Raw genomic sequence first — 14,552 nt, forward strand, 5'->3', positions numbered from 1 at the left:
TCCTGCGCTTAGTACCGTGGAAGCCTGTTGGGGCGACAGTCTCAACAGGCTTAACTCTCGTTTAAGCCGGAACAATTCTGATATAATTCGAATGACGAAGGAAGGACAGACAGATGTCGAGGAGCCGGATGATGGATAAGCGAAAGCGGATCGTAAGCATGATCATGATAGCCGTTCTGATAGTGACCGTACTTATGTTTGTTCTAGCGGAACTTGCGTCAAGAGACGGCGTCCGTGCCAGTAACGGCGTTATCGATTTAAGCGAATGGGATTTTCGCGGCGAAGGCACCGTTCGTTTGGACGGGGAATGGGAGTTCTACCGTAACCGGCTGCTGACGCCGGAGGATTTCTCTTCGGGAACCCTAGCTTCAAGCGGTACGGCAGAGAAGGGGGGCATCGTCAAAGTTCCGGGCGTGTGGAACCGCTACTTGCACGATGACGGCTCCAAAAACGGAATCGGTTACGGGACTTACCGATTGCTGATCAAGCTGCCCGCATCGACAAAAGGCTTATACGGAATCAAAACCTCGAATATTCGAATGGCTAACCGGATTTATTTGAACGGACAAGAGGTTGGCTCAAGCGGATCGCCAGCTATAAGCCGATCGGAGGGCGTGCCAAATAACATTCCTTATGCAGGGTACGCCACCATCGAGGGGGATACCGCGGAATTGATCGTACAGGTCGCGAATTACAGCTACTCTACAGGGGGGATCATCTATTCGATCTCCTTCGGCGATCAATCATCCGTGACGAACAGCAAACTATTCAGCGTATTCAAGGATGCCGCATCGCTGGCCGGGTTATTGGTTCCGGCCGTGTTCGGCTTGTTGCTCTACGGTTTGAGGAAGCAGGAGAAGGGCTTGTTATTTTTAGCGCTGTTCTGCCTCGTTTGTCTAGTTTATATGCTGACCCAAGGAGAGAAGTTGATCGCCCTGTTGCTACCGGGCATTCCTTATTGGGTCGTGTTGAAGATTCAGCCGATCTCTTCGTCGTTGGTCTACTATTTCTTACTGAGATCCGTGGCGGAGACCAGTCCGGGAGAAGCGCATAGATACGCGATACCGGCAGCGGGATGGCTTACGTTAACTTGGATAGGCGTTATCGTGTGCACGTCCTCCTTGTTTATCTCCCAGTGGGAAATTTTGATTTTGTTTAACGGCATGACGGTGGTCGGCTATTCGATGTATTTAATGTTGAAGGGGCGCCAACGGAATTCGACGATAGACATCTATTGGTTGATTAGCGCGCAGAGCGTCCTGATCATGATCGTCCTCTATGTGCTTTATTTGTCGGGAGTATGGGCGGGGTTGCACCTCATCGCTTACGAGATGGTCATCTTTTTCTTCGCCCAGGCAGCGCTATTCGCGAAACGCTTCACTCATTCCGCTAGGGAAGTAGAGAAGCTGTCCGAGAAGCTGCTAACCCTTGACGGGTTAAAGAACGAATTCATGGCCAATACGTCGCACGAGCTGAGGACGCCTTTGCACGGCATGATCAACATCGCCCAGTCCATGCTGGAAGGGGCAACGGGATCGCTGAATAACGAGAAGCAAGCGCAGCACCTGTCCATGATCGTGACGACGGGTAAGCAGCTTTCCGTGATCATTAACGAAATTCTCGAATTCGCAGAGCTGCGCAGCGGAGGGTTAAAGCTGGTCAAACGGGCGGTTCATCTCCAGCCGATCGTCCATGCCGTAGTCGAGGTAATTGAGCATACTCTGGCAGACAAACAGGTACGCATAGTCCAACGTCTGTCCGGTAATCTACCGCTGCTGGATGCCGATGAGGATCGGCTGCGGCAAATTCTGTATAATCTGCTCGGCAATGCGATCAAGGCGACGAGCGCCGGAGAGATAACCGTAGCTGCTTATGCGGAAGACGGTTATATAACGGTCGAAGTCACGGATACGGGCATTGGGATGCCCGCTGAACAGCTAACGGCGATTCTTCATCCCCGGCAAGGAAGAGCTTCTAGCCGCAAGTTCCAAGGCTCCGGGCTGGGGCTGAAAATTACGAAGCAGTTGGTCGAGCTGGGAGGAGGAACGATCTGGGCGGAGTCGGCCGAGGGCCAAGGCACGACCTTCTTTTTCACCGTTCCCCGTCTGGAAGAAGATATACAGTTATTTGTTCAGGAGGGAATGGAGGAGGTTGCCGCTACGACCGTGCCGGATTGGGACATGCAAGGGGAGATCATCCCTTCTGCAGCTCGCGGCGAAACGGAGTTCAGAGTTTTAATCGTGGACGATGATCCGGTTAATCTTCAGGTGCTTATCCATTTGCTGTCCATGGAACGGTGCGAGGTAATCGCGGTCGGCAGCGCGGGAGAAGCGCTTCAGGAAATCATGGCTCCGGGCATGAAATACGATCTCGTGATTACGGATTGGATGATGCCGAGGATGTCTGGAATCGAGCTTTGCCGAGCCATTCGGGGAAGATTCATGCTATCCGAGCTTCCCGTACTGCTTCTGACGGCCAAGAGCAAACCCGAAGATATCCGGATCGGATTCGAGGCGGGCGTCAACGACTACATCAGCAAGCCTGTCGATGCGGGCGAGCTCAGGGCGCGCGTTCGGACGTTGCTCGAGCTCAGGGGATCGGTCAAGCTTGCCGTGCAATCGGAGATGGCGTTCTTACAAGCGCAGATCAAACCTCATTTTCTATATAACGCGTTAAATACCATTATCGCGGTCTGTCCCGTCGACCCTTACAAAGCGATGGAATTGTTAGTCGAGCTAAGCCAGTTTCTTAGAAGCAGCTTCGACTTCCATAACCGGGACAAGCTGACGACGATCGGCAAAGAGCTGGAACTGGTGAAGTCCTATCTTGCGGTAGAGCAGGCGAGATTCGAAGAACGGTTGAACGTTCGGTTCGAAGTGGAGTGCGATATGCAGGTGCGGATACCTCCGTTGACTATCCAGCCGATCATCGAGAATGCCGTTAATCACGGGGTCATGAAGAAGGAAGCCGGCGGTACGGTCAAGCTTGGCATCAAGGAAGAAAAAGGAAATATTGTGGTCAGGGTAGAGGACGACGGAGTCGGGTTTACGGAGAAGCGGCTAGCCGAGGTGCAATCGGACAAGGGGACGGGTAGAGTCGGACTCAGCAATATTCATCGCAGGCTTGTGAATTTATACGGCAGCGGATTGGATATAAGCAACGGGCAAGAGCGAGGGGCCATCGTTAGCTTCCGGTTTCCGAAAAATTTAGCCATGCTATCTGCCAATAATGAGAGGGAAGGGGAAGCGACAGCGGATGAGAGCGATACTAATTGACGATGAGAAACCAGCGCTTGCCCAGATCGAATGGTTGTTGGAACGAGACGGTCGCTTGGAAGTGGCGGCTAAGTTTACTTCCGCCCGGGAGGGGATGAAATACCTAGAGTCGCATAAAGCGGAGATCGTCTTTCTGGATATCGAGATGCCCGGGTTGAACGGGCTGGAAGCGGCTGAGCATATTTGGCGGATCGATCCGGAAATTCGTATCGTTTACATAACCGCTTATTCCGAATACGCGATTGAAGCCTTCGATCTGAACGCTCTTGATTACTTGCTTAAGCCGGTTCACCCGGAGCGGTTCAAGAGGACCGTTACTCGAATTATCGAGGATCTAAGCAGGATACGGATAAAGATGGAGCAACCGGTTCCGCCTCAGGCAACGACTTTTAAACGCCTTGCGCTTCATGACGGGGGGATGTCGGATACGTCCCTTAAGCACTTGCGGGCCTTACGCACGTTGAAAGCCCAAGAGCTGTTCGCCTATTTTATCCATTACAAGGATCAATGGATTTCCAAAGATCAACTGCTGGAAACTTTGTGGCCCGGCGGCATCTACGAGAAAACCACCGTCTTGCTGCATACCTCTGTCTATCAAATTCGCAAGCTGCTAAAGGAATGGAATGTGAATGCCGCTATCGAATATGCTTTGGATAGCTATCGGCTGGCAAGCGACAGCCTGATCATAGATAAAGAACTGTTCGAACGGGAATCGGCTGAGCTGACGGTACAGTCGGAAGCGAGAAGAGAGGCAGTCGCGCGCGCGTTGAGTTTGTATGCCGGAGATTATTTGGAGGAGCACGATTACGACTGGGCGGTATCCCATAGGACGGAGCTAAGACAGAAGTACGTCAGGCTGGCGAGTAACCTCGCCGATTACGAGGCAGCGACTGGCCGGGAGAAGGATGCCCTGGATAGGCTGACCGCTCTCCACGCGCAAGAGCTCTACTCCGACGAAATATGCCTGCGGATCATGAAGCTGCTTGCCGGGATGAGGGATTATGAAGCGGCTATCGCTTATTATGATAAATTCGAGCAGCTGCTGCGCGAGGATCTGAACGCCGACCCGGATTCAACGCTAGCGCGGTATGCGGAACACTTGGCGAAAGACAGTGTGAAAGACAGTGCGAATGCACGCCGAGGCCGGTAGCCTAATTAGGGCCCCGGCCTGTTTTGTGGGACAATCCTTCCGCACGTCCTATCGTTATCCAGTAACTTCAATCTCCAGAACAACAGGGCAATGGTCGCTACCCCTGATCTCCCAATCAATCTGCGCGTCCATGATTGATGGAGCTAGTCTCGCCGAAGCGAGGAAGTAGTCGATTCGCCAGCCGACGTTCCGTTCGCGTACGCCCGGCATGTTCGACCACCAAGAAAAGACATCGCTCCGCTCTGGATACAAGTGTCTGAACGTATCGATGAAGCCTGCTTCCAGCAACTCGGTCATTTTCCCCCGCTCTTCGTCGGTGAAGCCGGAATTGCCTCGATTAGCTTTCGCGTTCTTGATGTCTATCTCTTGGTGGGCCACATTCAGATCGCCGCAAACGATGACAGGCTTGAGCTTGTCCAACTCCTGAAGATACGCGCGAAACCGATCCTCCCACTCTACGCGGTAATCCAATCTAGATAGGTCGCGCTTAGCGTTCGGCGTATACACGGTTACCAAATAGAAGTCTCCGAACTCAAGCGTAAGTATTCGCCCCTCGGGCTCGTGATCTTCCTCCATGCCGTAACGTACGGAGAGGGGCTTAATCCTCGTAATAACGGCCGTACCGGAGTAACCTTTCTTCTCCGCGTAATTCCAATATTGCGCATACTCTTCGCCGTACTCTAGGCAAATTTGCCCTTCTTGAAGTTTAGTCTCCTGAACGCAGAAAATATCGGCATCGATTTGCTTAAAATAATCGTTAAATCCTTTGTTGACGCATGCCCGCAGGCCGTTCACGTTCCAGGATACCAGCTTCATCGCTATTCACTCCTCGTCGATCTGTGACTCTTTTTTCCAAGTGTATCATAGTTGCTCGATCTTATAGAAAGACGGATTGTTTTTTGCCCGAAAACTGCTATCCTTAAAGAGGGTTACGCTTGGGATATCTAATACTACTTCTAATAGGAATAGATGACATATGACAATCGGATTTTTCGACTCGGGCATTGGCGGACTAACCGTGTTGGAGGAGTCGCTGCGAAGGCTCCCGGCGCAGGATTATCTCTATATGGCGGATACGCTTCATGTCCCCTACGGACCGAAAGCAGAAGATGAAGTCAAATCGTATATTATGGACACCGTCGAGAAGATGATGGCCGAAGGCCTTGAAGCTTTGGTAGTGGCCTGCAATACGGCTACGAGTATCGCGGTTAACGAACTGCGAGAGCGGTATTCCTTGCCGATCGTCGGGATGGAGCCGGCCGTTAAGCCGGCGGTAGAGATGAATCGCGCAACAGGCAAAAGAGTGCTCGTATTCGCGACCGCTCTCACGTTGCAGATGCCGAAGTATTATGCGCTCGTCTCCCGCGTGGACGACGGCGGAATCGTGGATTCGCTGCCCTTGCCGGAGCTGGTCCAATTTTGCGAAGCATTGCAGTTCGACAGGAAAGTCCTGGGGGATTATTTCCGCGAGAAGCTGTCCGGTTACGATCTCGACGATTACGGAATCGTCGTGCTGGGCTGCACGCACTACCCGTTCTACACAAACATTCTACAGGAAATACTGCCTTCGCACATTCAGATCGTTAACGGAAATGCAGGAACGATCCGCAGGCTATCGGCTTTGCTCAGTCGTTATGGCGTGGCATCGGGCAGGGGAAGCGGGAAGGTCAAGTTCATGTGCACCGGCGGAGAGCAGGCGTATATCGACAAAATGCAAACAGCGTTAACTCTCCTCCGCGAGAATAAACTATAACCGGAAAGGCCGCAAATCTCCCCACGTGGAGCGTTCGCGGCCTTATATGGTTGCGAAGAATGATCGGAATGGCTCATTCGTAGCTATGGAATTGCGATTAGAAATTTTGCGTTACCGTGTTCAGGTCTTCGGCAGAGCTAGCCACCTTTGTCGTTGCATTCCCGACCTCTTCAATTGCTTTTACGAGAGAGGTTAACTCGATTTGCAGTTTGCTAATCTCGGCAAGGCTGCTCTCGAGCGCAAGCAGAATCCGGTCGAATGCCTCTCCGGTTTGTTCGGATTGCCTCTGCCCGGATTGAACGAGCTGTTTAACCTCATGGATGGAGTTCACGACTTCTTGCGAGCGGGAATTGGACAGGAGAATGAGCTCGCTGATTTGTTTAACGGCTTTGCCGGTATCCTCGGACAGCTTCTTGACCTCGTTCGCCACGACGGCGAACCCGGCTCCGTGAGAACCGGCCCTTGCGGCTTCGATCGAGGCGTTGAAAGACAGGATCCGGGTCTGGGAAGCTATTTCCTGTACGATGCGTACGATCGTTCTCATCTGATCGGAAGAATGGATAAGTTCGGCAAGAGACGACTCCATCTGCAAGGACCGCTTTAGAATAGACTCCATCTGCTGTTCAAGCTCGTTTAATTTATCGGAGCCTGTGACGGCGAGCTGTCGGGAAACTTGAGCGAGATCGGCATTATGGAGGAATAGTTCGTTCACTTGGTTACTGCTGGCGATTAGCTGCTCGGTCGAGGCGCTGGTCTGCTCCGTTAACGCGGCCAACTCTTGGCTGACGAGGCCGATCTTGTGTTTGACTTCTTCCCGAACCTGAGCATGAACCTTCTCCCTTTCCTCCAGGCTTTTCTTATCATAAGCTTCGATAACGAGCTGTTGCTCGAGGTTCAGGAGCTTGGTAACGGCTTTGCTATAGATCAAACTTTGTTTGCTGTCCGGAGTGTATCGATGAATGATATCCAGGAAGGTGCTCTGCAAGTTCTGAAAACTGCCGATGTACCATTTGGATTCCAGGCCGATGCGTTGGTGGACCTCGGCGATCCGCAACCGTTTCCGTATGTATTCGTCGTCGATATGCCCGCTGAAAATTTCAATGACATGTTGCTTCAGCGTCGTTCGAAGCCGGTCGACCGTGCTGTTCTCGGTAATGATTTGCTTTAAACCCGCCACTTCTAAGATCGTCGAGTAGAAGGTTTCGATAATTTCATCGATATGCTCGATAATGAGCGGTTGGAGAGAATGGACGTTACGTAAATCCTCTTGCGTTAGATCGATCATTTGTAATTGCTTAATTAATAGATCCTGATCTAATTCAAACGCCATACGGGCTACACTCCTAATAAGTAGAGGGATTCCAACCTATCCGAGGGCATAGGCGGATCGATGAAATAGCCTTGCACGATATCGCAGTCCATTGTCCGAAGATATTGCAGCTGTTCCGTCGTCTCGACGCCTTCCGCAATGACTTTCAGATTCATGCCATGGGCCATATCGATAATCGCTTTCGTAATGACCGCGCTTTTCGAATCGCTAGTCAATTCTTGGACGAAACTCTTATCGATCTTCAGAATATCAATGGGAAACTGCTTCATATAACCTAATGCGGAGTAGCCTTTGCCGAAGTCGTCTATCGCGATTTGGAAGCCGAGCGATTTGAATTCATGCAGAATGGGCAGCACCGATTCGATGTCGTTCATGCTGCTGCTTTCGGTAATTTCAATGACGATTTGCTGCGGGCTGCAAGGCGTGCCGCACACGATATCGCGGATAGAAGAGACCAAATCCGCCGCCATAAACTGTCTAGCGGATAGATTAACGGCAACCGCCGGAACGAATAGGGATTCGGATTGCCATTCTCTTAATTGGGAGCACACCTCCTTCAAAACCCATTTGCCAATATCCATTATGATTCCGGTTTCTTCCGCGATGGGAATGAATTCGCTTGGTGAAACGGTTCCTAACCTAGGGTGATTCCAACGCAGAAGCGCCTCCATGCCTTCCATGCGGCCGGTTGAGGCATGAACCTGAGGCTGATAGTGGAGCTGCAATTCCCCTTTGGAGGCTGCCCACCGCAGCTCGTTCTCCAAATCAAGCTTACGTTTGAAGGTGTCCATAATACCTGCGTTGAATAGCTGGTGACCGCTGTTATTCAGCTTAGCTTCGTACATAGCCAAGTCGGCATGTTTAACGAGAGTATCGAAATCGTTGCCGTGTGACGGGCACATGCAGATTCCAATGCTCGCGGTAAGGTAAAGTTCGTTGTCCTCGACAAGAAAAGGCCGCTTCATGCAGGAGATAATATGCTTGGCAGTGGTGATCGCTTCCGAGGGCTCTTGCAAGTTTTGCAGGACAACAATGAATTCGTCTCCACCAAGCCGGGAAACAATGTCGTTCTTGGTTACGCTTGCGCTTAGACGACCCGCAACCTGCTGAAGCAGCTTGTCGCCTATGCTGTGGCCCAAGGAATCGTTCACCATTTTGAATCGGTCGAGATCGACGAATAACACCGCCAAGTTCCGTTTTCCTCGCGCGGCTTGTGCCGTAGCTTCGTTCATTAGTTCATATAGTAAAGTGCGGTTAGGCAGTCCCGTCAAAGGATCGAAGTGGGCTAAATACTTCAGATGCTCTTCGGACTGCTTGCGCTCCGTGATGTCGGTGAACATGCCGATGTAATTCGTAATATGCCCTTGCTCATCGCGTAGGGTTGAGATGGACAGCCATTCCGGATACAGGTCTCCGTTCTTCCTACGGTTCCAAATCTCCCCTTGCCACATGCCGTAAGAGTGAATTCGTTCCCACATCTTAATGTAGAAATATTGATTTTGAATCCCGGAGCTCAGCAGTCCAGGCGTATGCCCGACGGCTTCTTGTTCGGAATACCCGGTCATCGTCGTGAAAGCTTGATTGACGGCCAGAATTTTCAGCCTCTTGTCGGTTATCATGATTCCTTCGCTAGCGTTGCTGAACACCTGGGCATGAAGCCGAAGCTTGGAGATCGTATTTTTGCGATGAGTAATGTCGGTGAACATCCCTACGTAATTCAGCAAGCAGCCATTGTCATCGTTAACGGAACGAATCGTGAGCCATTCGGGATAGATCTCCCCGTTCTTCCTGCGGTTCCAAATCTCCCCTTGCCACTGTCCGTCCTTATGGATGGAAGCCCACATTTCCACGTAAAATTCCGCATCTTGCAAGCCGGATTTCAGCATGCTTGGGGTTCGGCCTATGACTTCCGACGGTTCGTACCCGGTTATCGTGCTGAAAGCGGGATTAACGCTTATGATTTTTGAGTAGCAATCCGTAATCATGATGGCTTCCTGCGATTCATAAAATATCGTCGTGTAGGGTAAAGCCGGATGTTTCGGATGTATCTCTGTGCCGCTAAGGGTATCAGGATGTCGATTCATGTGTGAGCCCCTCTCCGTTGCTAGACCTTGCGGGTCCTTGTCAAAATAAGATGCCGGCCATCTCTAGCCGTTCTTTGAGCCGTTCATGCATTCCCGTAAAGGAAACTGTGGTATGAAAATCAGTGCAAATTTTCTGTACGGCCAGCAATAAACCGAGGCCGGAGCTGTCCATATCCGGTACGGCATCGAGATGAAAAGTGACCGAGTCGAGTTTTTGTTGGATAAGTGGGAACAATTGTTGGCGAATCGAGGTGGCCTCTTTAACCCCGATCGACCCGGTTAGCACGATTTCTATTCGCTCTTCGATACTCCTGATTTCATAGCACATGTACGGGCCTCCCCGAATGGAGTGTATACCTATCTATACCGTAGATGGCAATATTTATCTGTGATATTCCTCACAGCGTCAGAAGGCCGACATTCCCTGTGGGGGAGTGTCGGCCTGATGGGCGTTGTCGTCTTTATTGTTCGAGTTTACCCGTATCCGGGACAAGTTTTCTGAAGAGTATTCTAAGCAAAGGCGGAACCGCGAAAAAAATGAAAAAGGTCCGGAAAAGCTGATAGCTCGTGACGATGGAGACATTCGCTCCGATCTCATGCGCGATGATGCCCATTTGATCCATTCCTCCCGGCGATAAGCTTAGCAACGAGGTTGCGGCGGAGACAGGGTGCATCTTGGTCATCAAGTAGCTTAGACCGCATGCTCCTAGGACCAGAATAACGCCGCTGGCGGCGGCAAGCGAAACGATTCGCAGCTTGTTCTGCAAGGTCTCGGGCTTAAGCAGCAAACCGACATAACAACCGATCATTAATTGCGCTGCGGCTATGAACGTCGGGGGCAATACGGGACCGGGCAACCCGGACAGATGCAACGCGGCCGCGACAAGCATAGGGACTAACAAGTATGCGGTAGGGAAACGGACCTTCTTGCCGATTACGGCGCATGCGGTACAAGCAATCGCATAAGGAATAAGGGACGGGAAAAGTTCCCCCCAACCCGCGGTTTCCGTTACAAGAGGCGATGCCGGAAGTGCAGCGGAAGGCACAGAGCCTACCAGCGGGCTGAAAATCAGAAGCGGTACGGACACAACGATGATCATTAATCGGGAAGCTTGCAGGAAGGTGACAACCGTGATGTCGATCCCCTTGGTCTCTTCCGCGAGCGCGATCATCTGCGTAAGGCCACCGGGAATGCTTCCCGTTAAGGCCGTCGGGAAAGGAATGCCCGTCAGCTTGGACAAGCCGAAAGCGATAAGCGAACAGAGGAGAAGCAGCAGTAAGGTTAGAATAACCATCGACGGCAATTGGCGCGCGATTTCCTGAAGAGTTGAGATCGTAAACGATAGGCCTATCGCATAACCGACGATAATAAGTCCCGCGCTTTGGAAGTAGCTGGGCCATTGGAGCTTAACCGAGCTTCGGCTTGTCAGCCACACTCCGATCATCGGTCCTAGCAGCCACGGGATCGGAATGCGCAAGAGAGTGAATAAGTAACCGGATACTAACGCAATGAGCAAGGTTAGACCGATTTGCGTGCTTTTGTTGGCTGCCATGAGCCTTAATCGTTGCTTGTGCATCAGTCGGCCTGCGCCGCCAATTCCGCGATTCGCTCGTTTACGCGATGGTTATAGAAGCCGCCGTGGAAGCAAACGACCGTTTCGATATCGTAATCGGCAAATTTTCTGAGAGAACGGAACGCTTGGCTAAGATCTGGAGTAAACGCCGGATTGGGTCCCATAAGTTCTCCATTTTGAACGATCATGGCGTCTCCCGCGATCAAAGTTTTGCTTGGCCGATGATAGAGGCTAACGTGACCCGGAGTGTGCCCCGGAGTATGAATGACGGTCGTTCCGCCTCCAAAGGGGAGAATTTCTCCATCGGAGAGAATTCGGGATACGTTCTTTGGTGAGGAAGGGGAGAATACTTCTTCGTATTGCCGTGCGATAGCGTCCGGCAATTGGCCGAGGATCATGCGGAGCCGTTCTTCAGGCACCTTGATCAACGGCTTATCTCCATTAATATATGGCGCATCCGCTTCGTGGGCGTAGATTTCGAGTTTGCCGTCTGCCTCTTTAAGGAACTGCGGCAAGCCTCCGATATGGTCGATATCCTGGTGAGTCAGCACGATAGCATTGAGTTTGGCGTCAACGGGTAACTCGGCTTCTTGGAGAAGCTTCATGATTATATCGAAGCTGCCGGGCAATCCCGTATCGATGAGAACGATGGACGCGTCATCGAATAATACCGAAGGGTGATAGGTAGCTGCGCCCGATGAGGCGATTAATTCAAGCATTTCGATTCCTTGAGCGATTCTCATGTTTCACAATCCTCCAATAGCGTTCGGTAGTGATATGCCCTAACGGGATTTACGATACTCCTACAGGGTGGGTCGAGTCAAATTCGCATCAGCGCTTATATAAAGAAGCCGGGTCACCCTATGTTGGGTTCCCGGCCGTTGATGATGTCCTAATCGGATTAACTTAAATTCGGAATGCTAACGTTCGGATCCACGTCCGCTTCATAATCGACACCGTCCGTTTCAAAGCCGAACAGTTGGAAAAATTCGCGGCGGTAGCCTTCGAGATCCGTCAATTGCTCAATATTGTCCGTCGTCAGCTCGGCCCAGATTTTCGCGACCTCCTGCTGAACGTCCTCCCGCATTTCCCAATCGTCGATCCGGATGCGACCTTCCTCGTCCGTCGGTACGCCTGACGGAGTATAGAGGCGATCGGCGAACAATCGATAAGTTTGTTCGATGCAGCCCTCGTGAAGTTCCTTTTCCTTCATTACCTTGTATAGCGCGGAGATGTATAGCGGCACGACCGGAATGGCCGAGCTTGATTGCGTGACCAGCGCTTTGCTTACCGTCACGTAAGCCCGGCCTCCCGTTGCGCCTAGCTGTTCATTCAATTGCTTGGCTGTCGCTTCAAGGTGATCCTTCGCCTGTCCGATCGTTCCTTCGCGGTAAATGTCCTGCGTAATTTTCGAACCGATATAGGAATAGGCGATCGTGGTGGCATCATCGGCTAGCACGCCGCCTTGTTGCAGCGCGTCGATCCACATTTGCCAGTCCTCGCCACCCATGACGTCGATCGTCTCGCCGATTTCCGCTTCCGTCGCCGGCTCTATGGTGATCGTACTGACTTCTCCGTCATGGAAATTGACCGTTTTGTTCGTGTAAGGCTGTCCGATCGGTTTGAGCACCGAGTTAGACGTCTCGCCAGTCCGGGGATTCGTCCGGCGCGGGGAAGCCACGCTGTATACGACTAGGTCAACTTGTCCTAGCTCTTTGCGAATGAGGTCAATCGCTTTAGCTTTCGTCTCGTCCGTGAAAGCATCACCGGTAACGCTATACGATTTCAATCCGGCTTTCTGAGCCGCGTTCTCGAATGCCGCCGAATTGTACCAGCCTGCAGAGGCCGGCCGATCTACGGCACGCTGGCCTTGGCGGTAGATGCCCACGGTATTGGCGCCTGCGCCGAATGCCGCTACGATTCTTGAGGCAAGGCCGTATCCCGCGGATGCTCCAATAACAAGGACATTACGTGGGCCTTTCAGTGCGGGTTGAGCTTTGACATAGTCCAATTGCTCTTGTACTTGGAGAGCGCAGCCTTGCGGGTGAGCGGTCGTGCAAATAAAACCGCGTGTTCTAGGTTTGATAATCATTGTACGTTGATTCCCTTCTAAGTTCGATTGCTGTTTTCTATTTTAACGATTTTTCGCCAAAACGGAAACTCCGTTGTGTTCTCGAGTATAATGTCTTGTACAATTGACCCTAGAGGAAACACGGATATGAATCTGTAAGAATGGATATTCTATGAATAGAAACGATAGAGGCTCTGATAGATATCATTCTCCAATGGAGAGGAAAGGCTAGGGTAAACGCGTAAAAATGAATACGAATCAAGAGGTTGCCGCAGTGCGATCCCGACCTAGGCCGACAAGCCGTCAACGTCGTATAGGACTAGGGCTAGCGGTACTTGCCGTACTGCTTGTTTACTTCATGGCGGATACAGGAGCGCTGAAGCGCTGGCTACCGATAGGATGGTTTCGGGAGATTCCGGTCGTGACGGAGCTTAATCCGATTGTTGCCAAGAACAGAGATAAACTAGTAGAAGAAAGCCGCAAAATAGGCATTCGCGTCGTCATCACCGATGGCTTCCGCAACTTGGAAGAGCAGAATGCTTTATATCGAAAGGGAAGAAGCGACGGAGGAGCGATCGTTACTCAGGTGAAGGGAGGACAATCGTTTCACAATTACGGTCTTGCCATCGATTTCGCGCTCGGCGTCGCCGGGGGTAAAGTCATCTGGGATTTGGAATACGACGGTAACGGAAACGGCAAGTCGGATTGGATGGAAGTCGTGGCCATCGCCAAGAAGCTGGGATTCAGTTGGGGAGGAGATTGGGCGAGCTTTCCCGATTATCCTCATCTGCAGATGGATTTCGGTTATACCATCGGCGAGCTTCAACGGGGCTGGCGGCCGCCAGCGAGCGCGCAATAATCCTTTGAGGCGGTGATCCTCCTAAGCAATTATGATGTTCGCGTTCTCCGTAATGGAGTATAATCGACATAATCATACATTCTTAGGAGGATATTCCGTGGAAGATAACATGAAAGAGACGCAATACCCATATCCGCCGCAACAACCCTATTCGCCACCGCCCAAGACGAACGGTAAAGCCATAGCTGCCTTGATACTAGGAATATTTTCTATTATCATTCCTAATTTTGGGATTCTCATTGGAATAGCGGCGATCGTATTCGCGTCCTTCTCATTTAAAGATATTAAGCGGAGACAGGAACTGGGTCGAGGACTGGCGAAGGCTGGATTAGTATGCGGAATCGTCGGAACGTCGATTCACTCGCTTATTAATATCATTGCATTTATCATTGCGTTCAACTCAAGCTTCTGGGAGGCTTTCAATAATAGGTAGATCGGCAGGGGTTGAGGGAGATT

12 protein-coding genes are annotated in these 14,552 nt (G+C 51.4%); 5 read left to right on the forward strand and 7 right to left on the reverse strand.

What is annotated here, in order from left to right; genetic code table 11:
* Nucleotides 1-131 precede the first annotated feature (131 nt).
* Together L3D05_RS20005 and L3D05_RS20010 are read left to right on the forward strand one after the other, a co-directional pair.
* Entirely contained in the window at nucleotides 132-3,275 is a 3,144-nt protein-coding gene (locus L3D05_RS20005; RefSeq protein ID WP_239618096.1) for a hybrid sensor histidine kinase/response regulator, read from the forward strand.
* Entirely contained in the window at nucleotides 3,256-4,425 is a 1,170-nt protein-coding gene (locus tag L3D05_RS20010; RefSeq protein ID WP_239618097.1) for a response regulator, read from the forward strand. The genes L3D05_RS20005 and L3D05_RS20010 overlap by 20 nt, the downstream gene beginning before the upstream one ends.
* Before the next feature lie 54 nt (nucleotides 4,426-4,479).
* Here L3D05_RS20010 and L3D05_RS20015 read toward each other — a convergent pair whose 3' ends face one another.
* Entirely contained in the window at nucleotides 4,480-5,241 is a 762-nt protein-coding gene (locus L3D05_RS20015; RefSeq protein WP_239618098.1) for an exodeoxyribonuclease III, read from the reverse strand.
* A gap of 160 nt (nucleotides 5,242-5,401) precedes the next feature.
* Here L3D05_RS20015 and murI point away from each other — a divergent pair, with 160 nt between their 5' ends.
* A complete protein-coding gene (gene murI, locus L3D05_RS20020; RefSeq protein WP_239618099.1) occupies nucleotides 5,402-6,178 on the forward strand; it encodes a glutamate racemase in 777 nt (258 codons plus the stop codon).
* 97 nt (nucleotides 6,179-6,275) lie between these two features.
* Here murI and L3D05_RS20025 read toward each other — a convergent pair whose 3' ends face one another.
* From L3D05_RS20025 to fabV, 6 genes are all read right to left on the reverse strand, one after another.
* A complete protein-coding gene (locus L3D05_RS20025) occupies nucleotides 6,276-7,508 on the reverse strand; it encodes a globin-coupled sensor protein (protein ID WP_239618100.1) in 1,233 nt (410 codons plus the stop codon).
* Between the two features lie 5 nt (nucleotides 7,509-7,513).
* Complete coding sequence (locus L3D05_RS20030; protein WP_239618101.1) at nucleotides 7,514-9,592, reverse strand: bifunctional diguanylate cyclase/phosphodiesterase; 2,079 nt, start codon at nucleotides 9,590-9,592, stop codon at nucleotides 7,514-7,516.
* Between the two features lie 40 nt (nucleotides 9,593-9,632).
* On the reverse strand, nucleotides 9,633-9,920 hold the full coding sequence (locus tag L3D05_RS20035) for an STAS domain-containing protein (RefSeq protein ID WP_239618102.1): 288 nt from the start codon (nucleotides 9,918-9,920) through the stop codon (nucleotides 9,633-9,635).
* A gap of 133 nt (nucleotides 9,921-10,053) precedes the next feature.
* Nucleotides 10,054-11,145: an AbrB family transcriptional regulator gene (locus L3D05_RS20040; protein ID WP_239618103.1), complete on the reverse strand. Its 1,092-nt coding sequence runs from the start codon at nucleotides 11,143-11,145 to the stop codon at nucleotides 10,054-10,056.
* A gap of 23 nt (nucleotides 11,146-11,168) precedes the next feature.
* Entirely contained in the window at nucleotides 11,169-11,909 is a 741-nt protein-coding gene (locus tag L3D05_RS20045; RefSeq protein WP_239618104.1) for an MBL fold metallo-hydrolase, read from the reverse strand.
* A 158-nt stretch (nucleotides 11,910-12,067) separates the two neighbouring features.
* On the reverse strand, nucleotides 12,068-13,258 hold the full coding sequence (fabV, locus tag L3D05_RS20050) for an enoyl-ACP reductase FabV (RefSeq protein WP_239618105.1): 1,191 nt from the start codon (nucleotides 13,256-13,258) through the stop codon (nucleotides 12,068-12,070).
* A 226-nt stretch (nucleotides 13,259-13,484) separates the two neighbouring features.
* Between fabV and L3D05_RS20055 the strand changes: the two genes are divergently transcribed.
* Nucleotides 13,485-14,096, forward strand: coding sequence for a M15 family metallopeptidase (locus L3D05_RS20055; RefSeq protein WP_439647965.1), 612 nt, complete (start codon nucleotides 13,485-13,487; stop codon nucleotides 14,094-14,096).
* A 97-nt stretch (nucleotides 14,097-14,193) separates the two neighbouring features.
* The gene (locus L3D05_RS20060; RefSeq protein WP_239618106.1) at nucleotides 14,194-14,529 is read left to right on the forward strand and encodes a DUF4190 domain-containing protein; all 336 of its coding nucleotides are present in this window, start codon (nucleotides 14,194-14,196) and stop codon (nucleotides 14,527-14,529) included.
* The last annotated feature ends 23 nt before the right edge of the window (nucleotides 14,530-14,552 follow it).

The sequence above is a fragment of the Cohnella mopanensis genome (assembly GCF_022352055.1).
GTDB lineage: Bacteria > Bacillota > Bacilli > Paenibacillales > Paenibacillaceae > Cohnella > Cohnella mopanensis.

Bases quoted from the DNA above. Each gene is read 5' to 3' on its own strand.
- L3D05_RS20005 (WP_239618096.1), top strand. From the start codon at position 132: ATGGATAAGCGAAAGCGGATCGTAAGCATGATCATGATAGCCGTTCTG.
- L3D05_RS20010 (WP_239618097.1), top strand. From the start codon at position 3,256: ATGAGAGCGATACTAATTGACGATGAGAAACCAGCGCTTGCCCAGATC.
- L3D05_RS20015 (WP_239618098.1), bottom strand. From the start codon at position 5,241: ATGAAGCTGGTATCCTGGAACGTGAACGGCCTGCGGGCATGCGTCAAC.
- murI (WP_239618099.1), top strand. From the start codon at position 5,402: ATGACAATCGGATTTTTCGACTCGGGCATTGGCGGACTAACCGTGTTG.
- L3D05_RS20025 (WP_239618100.1), bottom strand. From the start codon at position 7,508: ATGGCGTTTGAATTAGATCAGGATCTATTAATTAAGCAATTACAAATG.
- L3D05_RS20030 (WP_239618101.1), bottom strand. From the start codon at position 9,592: ATGAATCGACATCCTGATACCCTTAGCGGCACAGAGATACATCCGAAA.
- L3D05_RS20035 (WP_239618102.1), bottom strand. From the start codon at position 9,920: ATGTGCTATGAAATCAGGAGTATCGAAGAGCGAATAGAAATCGTGCTA.
- L3D05_RS20040 (WP_239618103.1), bottom strand. From the start codon at position 11,145: ATGGCAGCCAACAAAAGCACGCAAATCGGTCTAACCTTGCTCATTGCG.
- L3D05_RS20045 (WP_239618104.1), bottom strand. From the start codon at position 11,909: ATGAGAATCGCTCAAGGAATCGAAATGCTTGAATTAATCGCCTCATCG.
- fabV (WP_239618105.1), bottom strand. From the start codon at position 13,258: ATGATTATCAAACCTAGAACACGCGGTTTTATTTGCACGACCGCTCAC.
- L3D05_RS20055 (WP_439647965.1), top strand. From the start codon at position 13,485: ATGAATACGAATCAAGAGGTTGCCGCAGTGCGATCCCGACCTAGGCCG.